The 14,026-nt window shown below is 38.5% G+C and carries 10 protein-coding genes; all 10 read left to right on the forward strand.

Features of this window, described 5'->3' with window-relative positions; genetic code table 11:
• Window positions 1–7 precede the first annotated feature (7 nt).
• The 10 genes from ACIQXP_RS11230 (at window position 8) to ACIQXP_RS11275 (ending at window position 14,026) form a co-directional block, all read left to right on the forward strand.
• Window positions 8–1,096 (forward strand): glycoside hydrolase family 99-like domain-containing protein, encoded by a 1,089-nt coding sequence (locus ACIQXP_RS11230; protein WP_387505345.1) that lies wholly within the window; start codon window positions 8–10, stop codon window positions 1,094–1,096.
• 2 nt (window positions 1,097–1,098) lie between these two features.
• Window positions 1,099–2,037, forward strand: coding sequence for a glycosyltransferase family A protein (locus tag ACIQXP_RS11235; RefSeq protein WP_293744071.1), 939 nt, complete (start codon window positions 1,099–1,101; stop codon window positions 2,035–2,037).
• A 61-nt stretch (window positions 2,038–2,098) separates the two neighbouring features.
• Complete coding sequence (locus tag ACIQXP_RS11240; protein ID WP_387505344.1) at window positions 2,099–3,265, forward strand: glycosyltransferase; 1,167 nt, start codon at window positions 2,099–2,101, stop codon at window positions 3,263–3,265.
• A 5-nt stretch (window positions 3,266–3,270) separates the two neighbouring features.
• Entirely contained in the window at window positions 3,271–4,191 is a 921-nt protein-coding gene (locus ACIQXP_RS11245; protein WP_293744075.1) for an NAD-dependent epimerase/dehydratase family protein, read from the forward strand.
• Between the two features lie 50 nt (window positions 4,192–4,241).
• Window positions 4,242–5,339 carry a glycoside hydrolase family 99-like domain-containing protein gene (locus ACIQXP_RS11250; RefSeq protein WP_387505343.1) on the forward strand — a complete coding sequence of 366 codons (1,098 nt, stop codon included), beginning with the start codon at window positions 4,242–4,244 and terminating at the stop codon, window positions 5,337–5,339.
• Between the two features lie 16 nt (window positions 5,340–5,355).
• Window positions 5,356–6,462, forward strand: coding sequence for a DUF1972 domain-containing protein (locus ACIQXP_RS11255; protein WP_387505342.1), 1,107 nt, complete (start codon window positions 5,356–5,358; stop codon window positions 6,460–6,462).
• Between the two features lie 363 nt (window positions 6,463–6,825).
• Window positions 6,826–8,220, forward strand: coding sequence for a UDP-glucose 6-dehydrogenase (locus ACIQXP_RS11260; RefSeq protein WP_387505341.1), 1,395 nt, complete (start codon window positions 6,826–6,828; stop codon window positions 8,218–8,220).
• A 169-nt stretch (window positions 8,221–8,389) separates the two neighbouring features.
• A complete protein-coding gene (locus ACIQXP_RS11265; protein ID WP_387505340.1) occupies window positions 8,390–9,778 on the forward strand; it encodes an undecaprenyl-phosphate glucose phosphotransferase in 1,389 nt (462 codons plus the stop codon).
• Window positions 9,779–11,043: 1,265 nt separating this feature from the next.
• Window positions 11,044–11,952 (forward strand): sugar phosphate nucleotidyltransferase, encoded by a 909-nt coding sequence (locus ACIQXP_RS11270; RefSeq protein WP_387505339.1) that lies wholly within the window; start codon window positions 11,044–11,046, stop codon window positions 11,950–11,952.
• A 133-nt stretch (window positions 11,953–12,085) separates the two neighbouring features.
• Window positions 12,086–14,026, forward strand: coding sequence for a polysaccharide biosynthesis protein (locus ACIQXP_RS11275; protein WP_293744085.1), 1,941 nt, complete (start codon window positions 12,086–12,088; stop codon window positions 14,024–14,026).

Consider the following 14,026-nt stretch of genomic DNA (forward strand, 5'->3'; position numbering starts at 1 on the left):
AACATTTATGGAGAAAATTTTAAGGGCTCTGGCAATATATCTACCACAATATCATCCAATACCGGAAAACGATGAATGGTGGGGAAAAGGTTTTACAGAGTGGCGTAATGTAGTTAAAGGTAAGGTAATAGTTGAGGGTCAGTATCAGCCACACTTACCGGCTGATTTAGGTTTTTATGATCTACGTTTGCCGGAGATCATGGAAGAGCAGGCGAAGTTGGCTCAAGATCATGGCATACATGGTTTTTGTTTTTATCATTATTGGTTTAATGGCAAAAGACTATTAGAAATGCCTGTCAATAATTTTCTGCTTGCAAAAAAAACTGATATTCCATTTTGTTTATGCTGGGCAAATGAAAACTGGTCAAGGAACTGGGATGGTAAGTTTAATGAAAGTTTAATTAAACAAGACTATTCAGAACAGGATGATCTTGATCATATTAAGTATTTGTGTGAAGATGTCTTTTCTGATGATCGGTATATCAAGATTGACGGAAAACCAGTGTTCGTAATTTACCGGCCCTCTCTGTTCCCTAACATTAACAAGACCATAGAAACCTGGCAGGCTGAGGCAAAAAAATACGGTTATCCGGGCATATATACCGTTTTTTTCTGGGGGTTTGATGCCGGTGTTGAACCAAAAAAGTGGGGGTTTGATGCAGCTGCTCAATTTACACCCAATAAAATGAGTTTTGTACGGAAACGAGCGATATTTTCTGAATTAATGCGTAAGCTAGGCGTTTTTGCACCGCTGCGAAGCAGGTTTTTGGTTATAAAGTATAAAGAAGTAGTAGATTTCTATAAAAAGTTTGTTTTTCCGAAAAACTTCAGATTGTTCCCATGTGTAACCCCAATGTGGGATAACTATGTGAGGCGCCGTGAAAAAGGCGGAACAATTCTAACACATTCTACTCCAGAACTCTATCAAGACTGGCTGGAGGATGTTTGTGAGAGGTTCGAGCCAACAGGGGAAGAAAATCTGGTTTTCATCAATGCCTGGAATGAGTGGGCGGAAGGAAATCATTTAGAACCATGTGAAAAATGGGGAAGTAAGTATCTTGAAGCAACTGCAGAAGTCTTAAAGAAATATAAATAACAATGAACATCAATAGCGGACTCTCTATCGTTTTAACTTATTATAAGGGTGAAAAGTATATCTTTCATTGCTTAGACTCAATCTTCCGGTCTTACAAACAAAGTAGGCAGCTTTTAAAAAAAGAGGTGGTAGTTGTTATTGATTCGATGGAAGATGCCGAGAGAATAGCCGATGAGATAACAAAGAGGTATCTGGCCGAAGATATATTACTGATCATCAATCCGGAAAATTTAGGTGTAGCCAACTCCAGAAACGTGGGGCTTAAAAGGACACAATATAGTTACTATACTATTATTGATCAGGATGATTATGTAAAGGATAACTACTTTTCTACACTTGAAGAACAACTTGATCCGTCGGTTGCATTGCACATTATTAATGGTGTATTTCTTTATCACGAGCAACAAAAGGAGATTCCAATATATTATATCCAGCCAGATTTTAGGGTGGAGAGCATATTAATGCAAACCACTACAATTTACACCCCCGGAACAGTTATATTTAATAGCAATTTCATCAATAAAGATAACGCATTTATAGATGCCTCTGCGGAGTTTAAAGGTGCTGACGATTGGGCTGCTTACCTAGACATTATTTTCAGGCTTGATCGTGTAAACTTCAAATTTATTAAAGAAAAAATATTCGTATACCGGCTGCATCAAACTAATTATAGTAATAATACCGGAGAAATGGTTTTCTCTTCGATTGCGGTTCTGGATTATCTGGCTAAAAAATATACAACACACAAAGCCTTGGTTTCGAGAGCTAAGGAAAGATATCATTTTTTATATGCGCTAAAAGTAGAAAAACAGCGCTCTTTACCTGTTTTCAGAAAGTTTCCCGGCATATTCATCTTTCATTATTTCACTTCTTTAATGAAGCGGGATAGGATTAACAGGCTGATTTTTCGTCTTGATAAAATCAGGCGGGGGATCAAATAAATATACTGGTTGCAATACAATTTATCATCATCAAAACGCTTAAAAAATAAAATTTAAATACATGAGAAAGAAAGTTCTTTACCTACATGCCAGTGCAGATCTCTACGGAAGCGACTACGTACTCCTTAATTTAATAAAAGGCTTGGACAAGAACATATTTGATACGCTTGTATTATTGCCCTATGAGGGCAGTTTATGTCAGGAGTTTCAAAAGAACAACATCGAATATCTGGTATGTGATCTACCTGTGGTTAGGCGTAGTATGTTTTCACCAACAGGTATTTTCAAGTTTATTATACAGAATTTTAGGTTCTACGTTTTTATTTCGAAACTCATAAAAGATCAGCATATCAGTATAATACATACCAATACTTCGGCAGTTTGGATGGGCGGGTTTGCGGCTAAATTACACGGTATAAAACATATATGGCAGGTGATGGAGCTGGTAGAGAAGCCCAGACCGGTAAGTTATGTAATCAGAAAGTTGGTAGGGATCTTTTCAAGCAAAGTCTTTACGATCTCCAAAGCGGTTAGAACTTTCTTTCTAAAAGTGAACAAAGGGAAAGAAGATAAATTTGAGGTATTATACCATGGCGTAGATTTAAAGGTTTATGATCCAGAGCATAATCATGCAAAAGACATCAGGGAAAAACTAGGCATTACAGATGATACTGTTGTTATCGGGATGGCTGGAAGAATAAATGGATGGAAAGGACATGATGTTTTTGTGAAGTCAATTCCGCATGTGATCAATAGAATAGATCCAGCGGTAAAAGTGAAGTTTTTGATGCTTGGGGATACATTCAAAGGACAGGAACATTTCCAGGTGGAACTGGAAAAATTAATCTCATCATTGCCTGTATCTTCGTCATTGATGTTTATGGGTTTTCAGAGCAATTTTCAGGATTGGCTGGCTGCAATGGATATTTTTGTGCTTCCTTCAACATTGCCTGAACCAAATGCAACAGTAACTATAGCCGCAATGGCAATGAAAAAACCTTTAATCGCAACTGCAATTGGCGGTACCACTGAAACAGTTATCGATAATCAAACAGGTTTTCTTATTCCTCCTGATGATGAGAAAGCTTTAGCTGATAAAATCATTGATTTCATAAATCACACTAATAAAATTCGCGAGTTTGGAGAAAATGGATATAAGAGGGCAGAACAATATTTCTCAATGGATAATTATGGAAAAGTAATATCAGAAGAATATCTTAAAAACTAAATAACATGAACAAAAATGTTTTAATTATAGGGGGAAATGGTTTTATTGGATCGCATTTAATTGACCATTTAATTGAGAAGAACTATAAAGTGCGGGTTTTTGATGTATCGTATGAAAGGTTTAGAAATCCATTACCAAACGTTGACTATAGGTTATCCAAACTCGACAATATCCCAGATTTATATGAAGCAATGCTTGGGATTGATATTGTATTCCATTTGGCAAGTGCTTCTGTGCCCAGCACATCAAACGTAGATCAGATAGCTGATGTAAATAATAACCTGATCCCGACATTGAACATTTTGAATTTAATGAATAGACTTGGGATCAGGAAATTGGTATATTTTTCATCTGGCGGGGCAGTTTATGGCAATACACAACCTGGCTTAATAAATGAGGATGTTCCGCTTAACCCCATATCTTCTTATGGTATCGTAAAAGCTTCAATTGAACATTATATCCACTTATATAAACGGTTGTACAACCTGGATTCGCTGATTGTACGCCCATCAAACCCATATGGGCCTAGGCAAGGCCATTTTATTGCTCAAGGGGTAATTTCGACTTTTTTGAGAAAAGTGAGCCAAGATGAAGAGCTATCTGTTTTCGGGGACGGTACTGCGACCAAAGATTATATCTATATCAAAGATTTTGTTGCCATTTTAACTAAACTTATAGAGGTTGAAGCAGAAGGCGTATTTAATTTAGGGAGTGGAACAGGAACATCAATTAATGAGATAATTGAAGAAGTAAATTCTGCTACTGGACGGATTAGTAAAGTAAGTTATACTCCTCAAAAATCTTATGACGTAAGCCATTTTATATTAGATATCTCAAAGCTAAAAGCTACAATTGGTGAGTATAAATTTACTGACCTTAGAGATGGTATAGCAGAAACGTGGAAGTGGATTGAGAGTTTAAAATAGATATAGAGAAATAAGATAATTATAGCTAATCCAACATAGATGATCTAGCAATGAATCCATTTATTCATAGGTTTTCGAAACTTTTATCGGGCCTTCTATTATTTGTTTTTTTTTCAGGTAATGATTTAGCTTTCGCCCAAATAGCGCCCATAAAATTAGGCGCATATTATTTTGATGGCTGGACAGGTCAAACCAACCATATTACAAAAAGTTTAAAAGATAATTTTCCGGAGCGAAAGCCTAAATGGGGTTGGGTAACCAGTACACCTAAAATCATGAAAGCGCAAATAGATGAAGCGGCAAATGCCGGTATTTCATTTTTTAGTTTCTGTTGGTATTATAGTGATTCTGACTCTACCAAACTAAAAAGCAACCCATTGAACAGGGCCCTGGGATTATACCTTTCTTCGCCAAACTCCACTAGGCTGCAGTTTAATCTTTTAGTGGCAAATCACTTAGGCAGTATTATTGGGCCTAATGACTGGGATTTCGTCACTTCTGCCTGGATTAAATACTTTAAGGATCCTAAATACCTGAAGGTAGATGCTAAACCATTGATCACAATTTTTGACTTTAGAACGTTGATTCAAGAATTTGGTTCTACGGACGCGGTGAAGAGTGCGCTAAGCCAATTAAGGGCTAAAGCAGAGAAGAGTGGATTGAAGGGGGTAACCTGTGCCGCTTGTATAAGCGGTGGGGTTGCTGATAGAATATTAGCTCAAAAATGTGGATTTGATGTACTTACCGCTTACAATAATCACTCGGCCGGGTTTAAAGGTGCCGTAAAAAAAATACCTATTGATAATCTCACCAGGGCAGACTCGGCTGTGTGGGAGAGTTATAAGACAAGTGTACTGCCATATATCCCGGTGATCACTTTAAATTGGGATCCAAGGCCATGGGGAGATATAAATAAAAACAATTTATCATCACCCATATACGTTGGCTACAGCCCTGGATCGGTTTACAGTCAAGTTATTGCCATTCGAAACTGGCTTTCCATAAATCCGGTTGCCACCAAAGAAAAAGTAGCCGTAATTTATGCATGGAATGAATATGGCGAGGGTGCCTGGTTAACCCCTTCAATAGTTGATAAGGGCAAATACCTATCTGAAGTGAAACGGGCATTGAATAAAAAATTATATTAACATTAACTAAAAGATAATGAAATTAGCAATATTAGGTACAAGGGGCATTCCCAATCATTATGGTGGATTTGAACAGTGTGCAGAATACTTGGCTTTGGGTTTGGTAGCAAAAGGATTTGAGGTTATCGTTTATAATTCTCATAATCATCCTTATCAGGAACATGAATGGAATGGCGTAAAAATAGTTCATTGCTATGATCCTGAAGATAAGTTAGGAACAGCAGGTCAATTTATTTATGACTTAAATTGTATTTTAGACTTGCGTAAGCGTAATTGCGATGTGATTTTGCAATTAGGTTATACCAGCAGCTCCGTTTGGGGCTGGTTGATGCCTAAGCATAGTGTAGTGACCACAAATATGGATGGCTTAGAATGGAAAAGAACTAAGTATTCGGAAAAGGTAAAGCGATTTTTAAGATGGGCAGAAAAGTTGGGTGTTAAATACAGTGATCATTTGATTTCAGATTCCATAGGCATTCAAGATTATTTAAAAGAAAAATACAAGAAAGAATCAACATTTATTGCTTATGGTGCTACGCTGTTTGATACCCCAAATGCTAGTTTGCTAAATAATTATGGACTTAAGCCTTATGGTTATGACATGCTAATTGCACGTTTGGAACCAGAGAATAGCATCGAAGTTATTTTGAACGGTGTAGTTGAAGCTAACTTGGATCGGCCGTTTTTGGTTGTTGGGAAACACAATTCAAAATATGGAGAATACCTGAAGAAAAAATTCGGCGATAGAAAAAACATTCAATTTATTGGTGGGATTTATGATATAGAAGTATTAAATAATCTGCGATTTTATTCTAACCTCTATTTTCATGGTCATACTGTAGGTGGCACTAATCCTTCTCTATTAGAGGCAATGGCTTCCAACAGTTTGATTTGTGCGAATGATAATCCTTTTAACAGATACATTCTTGAAGATGATGCACTCTATTTCAATAACTCAGAAGATGTAAAAAGACATCTGCAAACCGTTAGCAATTCCATCGAAAATTACTCGCATATGCTTGAAAATAATAATCGAAAAATCGAAAATATTTACGATTGGAATATCATTGTTGATCAATATGAAGCACATTTGCTAGACGTTGTTGGTAAATTTAATAGATGATTCTCATAGTAAATTTACAATAGGATAACTGTAAATTTCTAATTTCATTACCTATTTTATCATTGAATTCCAAATAGGTTATATTATAGGCCACAGATTGGTAAAAATCGTAATGCGGTTTTGTAGAATATGCGTTTGTTTTATCAATTATGCCTAGAATGTCGATAAGTTTAATACATGGGATACATTTGTATAAATATCTCCTCAACATTATGCTGATTAATTAATTTAATAGCCAAGACTTAGGTTAAAATTTGATTTTTGTATGTTTCCTTTTGAAAAAAAAACATTTAAACGTTAAAAAAAGAGTTTACCTTTACATGTCTATTAATAAGAATCTACTTCAATCTAATAAACCATTAAATGAGAAAAATTACAAACATTTGTTGCATAGGTGCAGGCTATGTTGGCGGCCCTACTATGGCTGTGGTAGCAAAACAGTGTCCGGATATTAAAGTAACGATTGTAGACCTCAACGAAGCACGTATTGCGGCCTGGAACGATCCTGATGTAAATAATATCCCGGTTTACGAACCCGGCTTAAGTGAGGTTGTTGCCGAAGCCAGGGGAAGGAACCTCTTTTTTTCAACGGATGTAGATCAGGCCATTGCTGAAGCGGAGATGGTGTTTATCTCGGTAAATACCCCAACCAAAACCTATGGTTCTGGTAAGGGAATGGGTGCTGATTTAAAATGGATAGAACTTTGTGCCAGACAAATTGCAAGGGTATCTACTACGGATAAAATTATTGTAGAAAAATCAACTTTACCTGTTCGTACGGCAGAAGCCGTACGTGATATTCTTCATAATACGGGCAGCGGTGTTAAATTCCAGGTTTTATCCAATCCGGAGTTTTTAGCGGAAGGTACGGCAGTAGAAGACCTGTTGAGTCCTGATCGCGTATTGATCGGTGGCGACGATTCGGAAGAAGGGCAGGAAGCCATTGCTGCGCTTGTAGATGTTTACGCCAACTGGATCCCGAGAGAACGGATCCTCACCACCAATGTGTGGTCTTCAGAGCTTTCCAAGCTGGTGGCCAATGCGTTTTTGGCCCAGAGAATATCCTCCATCAATGCCATATCCGAACTTTGTGAAAAAACAGAGGCCAATATCAATGAAGTTTCAAGGGCGATTGGTACAGATAGCCGCATCGGGCCAAAATTCTTAAAGGCATCTGTAGGTTTTGGCGGTTCGTGTTTTCAAAAGGATATCCTCAATTTAGTCTATATTTCTCGGTCATTTGGTTTACAGGAAGTAGCAGACTATTGGGAGCAGGTGATCATTATGAACAATCACCAGCGAAAACGTTTTGCTTTAAACATTGTAAAGAGCCTTTATAATACCGTTTCCGGTAAAAAAATTGCTTTTTTGGGCTGGGCCTTTAAAAAAGATACCAACGATACAAGGGAATCTGCTGCAATATATGTAGCCGATGAGCTGTTGAACGAACAGGCATTTATCCAGGTGTATGATCCTAAGGTGCAAACAGAGCAGATCTACCATGATCTCGAATATCTGGAAACCCGGTCGGTTGAGTCAAACCGGAATGGCGTAAGTGTATATCAGGATCCTTATGAGGCTTGTGATGGCGCACATGCCATAGCCGTTTTAACCGAATGGGACGAATTTAAAAACTACGATTGGCAAAAAATCTACGCTAAAATGCTGAAACCGGCAAAGATTTTTGACGGTAGAAATGTGCTGGATCATAAAGCGCTTAGGGAAATTGGTTTTCAGGTAAACGGAATCGGCGTATAGCCATTCCGTTTACCTGAAATTGAGATCCGGTTGTTGGTTTCCGATCATGATTTTCGAATAGCGGAGCGTGCGATTTTATATTACAAATATCAATTACTTTTTACTTCTAATCGCGCTTAGTCCTGAAGATTTGTTTAAATTTGAATTTGTCTAATCCCATTCCTTAAGTATGACCCCAACGCGATACTTATACCTGCTCAAGTATATTTTGCCAGTTACTGACTTAATTATGCTTAACGTGGTGTACTTTGCTGCTTATCATGTTACGCCCTTATTAGGTAAAAATGTACACAATGAAATGGATAAACACCATGTGGTGGTTTATAATCTGATCTGGCTTTTCGGCTCTGCCATTTTCGGGCTTTATTCTTCTTACGGGGCACGAAAGCTGGAGCGCATTTACAGGGGTACCTACCGTACACTAGCCCTGCATTTCGTTTTATACCTCTCCTATCTGTTGTTTTCTGCAGAATACGATTTTTCAAGGACCTTTTTAATCGTTTTTTATATCGGATTGGTCAGCGCATTTATTCTTAACCGGTTTATAGGCACGTTTATTCAGTACGTGGTGATCAATAAGTTTAATGCTGCCAAAAAAGTGGCCGTCATGGGGTCGAATGCAACGGCCATCAGGTTATCAGACTATATCCATAAGCAAAGAAGTTTAAATTTCTTTGGCTTTGTGGGCGATGATGAGGATATATACGATTCGATGGATGGCAACGACAGGATATCGGCAAAGATACAAACAGCAGTAGAGTCTGGCGTAAAAGAGATTTATGTGGCTATCGCACCGCACCGGATGAATGATGTAAGCAGATTGGTGGCGGTGGCAGATCAGCAATGTGTGCGGTTAAAGTTCGTACCTGATATTGGTGGCGCTCTGGCGGCACCTTATACCATATCGTATATGGGAGGGGAATTTCCGATGATCACGCTGAGGAATGAGCCCCTGGAGATCATGGGGAACCGTTTCAAAAAACGTGCTTTTGATGTGATATTCAGTACTTTTGTGATTGTATTTGTCATGAGCTGGTTATATCCGATCATAGCAATATTGATTAAAATTCAAAGCCCGGGGCCAGTGCTGTTCAAACAGCTGCGCAGCGGCAGAAATGATGAGCCCTTTTGGTGCTGGAAGTTCAGGAGCATGAAAGTGAACAAAGACAGTGACAAAAAACAGGCCACCAAAGATGACGACCGGATCACAAAAATCGGGCACTTCCTGCGTAAAACCAGCCTGGATGAAATGCCCCAGTTTTTTAATGTTTTTTTCGGTTCCATGAGCGTGGTTGGCCCCAGGCCGCACATGCTGAAACATACTGAAGAGTATAAGAAGATCATTGGTCAGTTTATGGTTCGCCACTTTTTAAAACCAGGAATAACCGGCTGGGCGCAGGTGAACGGGTTCAGGGGCGAAACCAAGGAGAATGATGCCATGGAAAACAGGGTGAAATTTGATATTTTTTACCTCGAAAACTGGACAGCCATGCTTGATGTAAGAATCATTTTTATGACCATTATCAATGTGTTCAGGGGTGAAGAAAATGCTTATTAAATTTTCACTTAAAAGCTAAGGGCTCAGGATATTGCTTTTAAAGACGTGCAAAAATTAATTAGCCACAGAAACACAGAAATCACGGAGGAGATTAAAATTTTTCCGTGTTTTTCGCGCTTCCGTGGCAAACATAACGCTTAGGCATATGCAGAAAGCGCCAGAGTTAACAGAGAAAGGTTAAAAACGATTTCCCTTGCTAAGGGCTGACCCTGCCCTCAAATTTCAATATTTTTTCGCTTACCGGTGTTCAGCAAATCTGCCCGGTAAGCTTTTCTTTCGATTTTATTTTACTTCCGATCATCAGCTTAAGGTCTTTAAGTAACTCTTGATGGCTATATGCGCTACGCATCACAGACTGCTAAAAGGAATGATCAGGTAGATTTAGTATTTACGGTCCATTTATCGTTTCCCTGATCCGATATCCATCGGATTTATTTCAGGGAGTGTCGCACGAAGACAAACCGTTTAATTCACGTTGAATGATACTAAAAATTGGTATTTTATTCTTACCGGTGTGAATGTATAACGCTTAGGATTAATTGTATCAGTTTTTTTGGGCAGTGACTGAGTGGAGTGATTTGACGGATGAACGATGTCGATTGCGGAACCGGTTTAAAATTGATTCCTTAGGCTACAGTCTTGTTTAGGTTTTGCTGAAACGTTTTAGTAAATTGAAATCAATTGCCTGATGGGCATTTTTGATAAAATTTAACCTGAATGAGGTGTTTAATCAGGTTAAAAAGATATGGATAGAGGGATCCTAAAAATTGGAGTTTCGATTTTAAGAACTGATTCTATAAAATTTTCGTTTGCACCGGTAACAGATGTAGTGTTTAACGGGAATGAATGGGAGTATTTTTTTAAAAATGAAATTTCGCGGAATTCGGTTCAGCTCGCTCTTGCATTTAGGACATTGGTGCTCTTTTTTAACCACTTCTGCTATTGCCATGATGATAAGAATAGTTTTGTTTGACAAACAATTGGTAACGACATAAATATACTGCGAAGATACCAAAATTAAAGGTTTTTTTTAGGGAAATTGAAGGTTAAATAATTGTGTTTTTTACGATTTTTAAGATTCTTGATGACTTTAGTCAAGAGTTTTTTTAAATTTTATCGGGGAACTGCTTTTTATATTAAATTATTGTTAATAATGTGTTTTTTTTAATCGTTAATACAGAAGAATAGCATCTTTTTTAAAGATCTAAGTCCTTAAATTTGTTTAATTTGTTATTTTTGCATTATATTTTTAAAAAAAAAACTAAATGAATAATCTCAACCCTTCTTTGGTCATACTCGCAGCCGGCATGGCAAGTCGTTACGGTGGCGCTAAACAAACAGAATCTTTTGGTCCGTCAGGCGAAACCATTATGGAATATTCTATTTTCGATGCCATTAAAGCCGGGTTTGACAAGGTTATTTTTATCATCAGGGAAGAGTTTGCCGAATCCTTTAAAGCGGTAATGGAGCCCAAGCTTCAGGGGAAAGTGAAAACTGAATATGTTTACCAGAGCCTGGATCAGTTCAGGAACGGCCGGGCTTTACCGATAGGCCGGGTTAAGCCTTATGGAACACAGCATGCCTTATTGTGTTGCAAAGATGTGCTCGATGCGCCCTTCGCCGTCATTAATGCTGATGATTTTTACGGCTTTGATGCCTTTAAAAAGGCATATGAATTTTTAACTGAAGCCGTTCGGGATGGTAAATACGCTTGCCTGGGTTACCAGTTAAAAAATACACTCAGCGAACACGGCGCAGTTACACGTGGTGAAATAAAAGTAGACGAAGCGGGTTATATTACAGGGATTACCGAGCGGAAAGAGATTTTTAAACGTGATGGTAAGGCCTTTAGGGTAAGTGAGGGGGATGAGTTGGAGATGGATGTACTGACACCGGTAAGTATGAATTTTTTCTGTTTTACGCCCTCGTTTGTGAAATGGAGCGAAGGTGAATACGGTAAATTCCTGGATCAGCATGACGGCGATTTGAAGTCGGAATTTCTGATCCCTGAAGTGGTGGATAAACTGATCAGTGATGGTGAAGGCATAGTGAACCTGGTAAAAACCGAAGCCAGGTGGTTCGGCGTAACTTTTAAAGAAGATGCTGAAATTGTACGGGCTGAACTGGAACAATTAACCTCAGGCGGGGAGTATCCAAAAAACCTTTGGGCATAAGTTGCAAATTAACCTTACTCAAGGCCTTAAACTTTTTTAGGTGCCTTGAGCCGGTACAAACACTTATTGATAAATGGCAGGATTATTGCTGTTGAGTGTTGGTCTTTGAAATGCACATTTAGCCTATAAAAAATTGTTTACACAAATTAATATCGTTCCGCGTTGGATCATTTTCAGTCTTGATCTAACCTATTGTTCACTGGCGATGGTTTTCGCTTATATGTTAAAGTTTAATTTAAACTTAACATCTGTGGATATCCACCAATTGTCAAGTAATTTACTGCTTTTGCTGTTAATTAATTCGATAGGGTTCCTGTGTACCAAAAGCTATTCAGGTATCATCAGATATACAAGCGCACAAGACTCCATTCGGATATTATCATCAGTTCTGATCTCTACCGGCGCGTTTTTCATATTCAATTTAGCCGCCATTAGTTTTTTAAAAAAGCCGCTGATCCCCAATACGGTATTGATTATCGGAGGGCTGTTCAGTTTTCTTTTCCTGATCACCTACCGGGTTTTTATCAAGTACTTTTTTATGTACATCAAGAATCTGAAACTGGACAAAAAAAAGGTCATCATTTACGGTGCAGGCGAAGCGGGTATGGCTACCAAAAGAACCTTTGATCATGATGATAAGGTTAATAAAAATATTGTTGCTTTTGTGGATGATGATCAGCGTAAGGTGGGTAAGGCCATTGATGGCGTAAGTATAATGGATGCCCGGAATCTTGGGCATTTAATCGCCAAGCATGCCATAGATGAAATTATTTTTGCATCTTATACCATTCCTGCTGAAAAAAGAGATGCGATTGTAGACCTGTGTTTGGAGCATGATATCAAGGTATTGAACATTCCTCCTGCCGATGCATGGACCAATGGTAAATTGCAGCCGGCCCAGATTCAAAATTTGAATATTGAGGATTTATTGAACAGAAAAACGATCAGGATAGATATTGAAGGGATCGGAAAAATGCTGCGCAAGAAACGCATTCTGATTACCGGAGCTGCGGGTTCCATCGGCAGTGAAATTGTCAGGCAGTTATCGAAATTTGATGTCGGCCTGATCATCTTATGCGATCAGTCTGAAACTGCCCTTCATGAACTTTATCTCGAACTGGACGAAAGCGACCGGACTAAAAATTATCAGTCTTTTGTAGGTGATGTAAGGGATGAGCAGCGCATGGATAAGTTGTTTAACATGTACAGGCCCGATTACGTTTACCATGCGGCTGCGTATAAACATGTGCCTTTGATGGAAGATAATCCTGCAGAAGCCATAAAGGCGAATGTGCTGGGTACAAAAACGGTTGCCGATAAGGCGGTTAAATATGGCGTGCAAAAGTTCGTGATGATCTCAACGGATAAGGCGGTAAACCCGACCAACATCATGGGCGCATCTAAAAGAATTGCAGAGATTTATGTTCAATCTCTTAATAACTCACTTGGGCAGCGTGATTTTCTTTTCAGCAACGGCCTGAGTTATATTAACCGGCTTGACAAGCGGCCTACTACCAAATTCATCACCACGAGGTTCGGCAATGTACTCGGATCTAATGGATCGGTGATTCCGCGTTTTAAACAACAGATCGAAAAAGGTGGTCCGGTAACGGTTACCCATCCTGATATTACCAGGTATTTTATGACCATTCCGGAAGCCTGCAGATTGGTGCTTGAAGCTGGCTGCATGGGTAATGGAGGTGAAATATTTGTTTTTGATATGGGCAAATCGGTACGAATCTTTGACCTTGCCAAAAAAATGATCAAGCTGGCCGGTCTTGAGCCTAATGTTGATATTAAAATAGAGTTTTCAGGTCTTCGTCCGGGAGAGAAACTTTATGAAGAGCTGCTAAACGATAATGAAAATACAATGCCTACCCATCATGAGAAGATTATGATTGGAAAAGTGAGGGAATATGTATTTGATGAGGTTGCCAGTAACATCGCCGAACTGATTAAATCTGCTAAGCAGGATGATGATATGCAGGTGGTAACCAATATGAAGAAAATGGTACCGGAGTTTAAGAGTATGAATTCGATATTCGAAGAACTGGACCATTTGATTAATGACTAA

This window comes from Pedobacter suwonensis (genome assembly GCF_044762335.1).
Classification (GTDB): domain Bacteria; phylum Bacteroidota; class Bacteroidia; order Sphingobacteriales; family Sphingobacteriaceae; genus Pedobacter.

What these genes read in the sequence shown, in the direction of transcription:
- ACIQXP_RS11235 (WP_293744071.1), top strand. Translation starts at nt 1,099, where the DNA reads ATGAACATCAATAGCGGACTCTCTATCGTTTTAACTTATTATAAGGGT.
- ACIQXP_RS11255 (WP_387505342.1), top strand. Translation starts at nt 5,356, where the DNA reads ATGAAATTAGCAATATTAGGTACAAGGGGCATTCCCAATCATTATGGT.
- ACIQXP_RS11240 (WP_387505344.1), top strand. Translation starts at nt 2,099, where the DNA reads ATGAGAAAGAAAGTTCTTTACCTACATGCCAGTGCAGATCTCTACGGA.
- ACIQXP_RS11260 (WP_387505341.1), top strand. Translation starts at nt 6,826, where the DNA reads ATGAGAAAAATTACAAACATTTGTTGCATAGGTGCAGGCTATGTTGGC.
- ACIQXP_RS11265 (WP_387505340.1), top strand. Translation starts at nt 8,390, where the DNA reads ATGACCCCAACGCGATACTTATACCTGCTCAAGTATATTTTGCCAGTT.
- ACIQXP_RS11250 (WP_387505343.1), top strand. Translation starts at nt 4,242, where the DNA reads ATGAATCCATTTATTCATAGGTTTTCGAAACTTTTATCGGGCCTTCTA.
- ACIQXP_RS11245 (WP_293744075.1), top strand. Translation starts at nt 3,271, where the DNA reads ATGAACAAAAATGTTTTAATTATAGGGGGAAATGGTTTTATTGGATCG.
- ACIQXP_RS11230 (WP_387505345.1), top strand. Translation starts at nt 8, where the DNA reads ATGGAGAAAATTTTAAGGGCTCTGGCAATATATCTACCACAATATCAT.
- ACIQXP_RS11270 (WP_387505339.1), top strand. Translation starts at nt 11,044, where the DNA reads ATGAATAATCTCAACCCTTCTTTGGTCATACTCGCAGCCGGCATGGCA.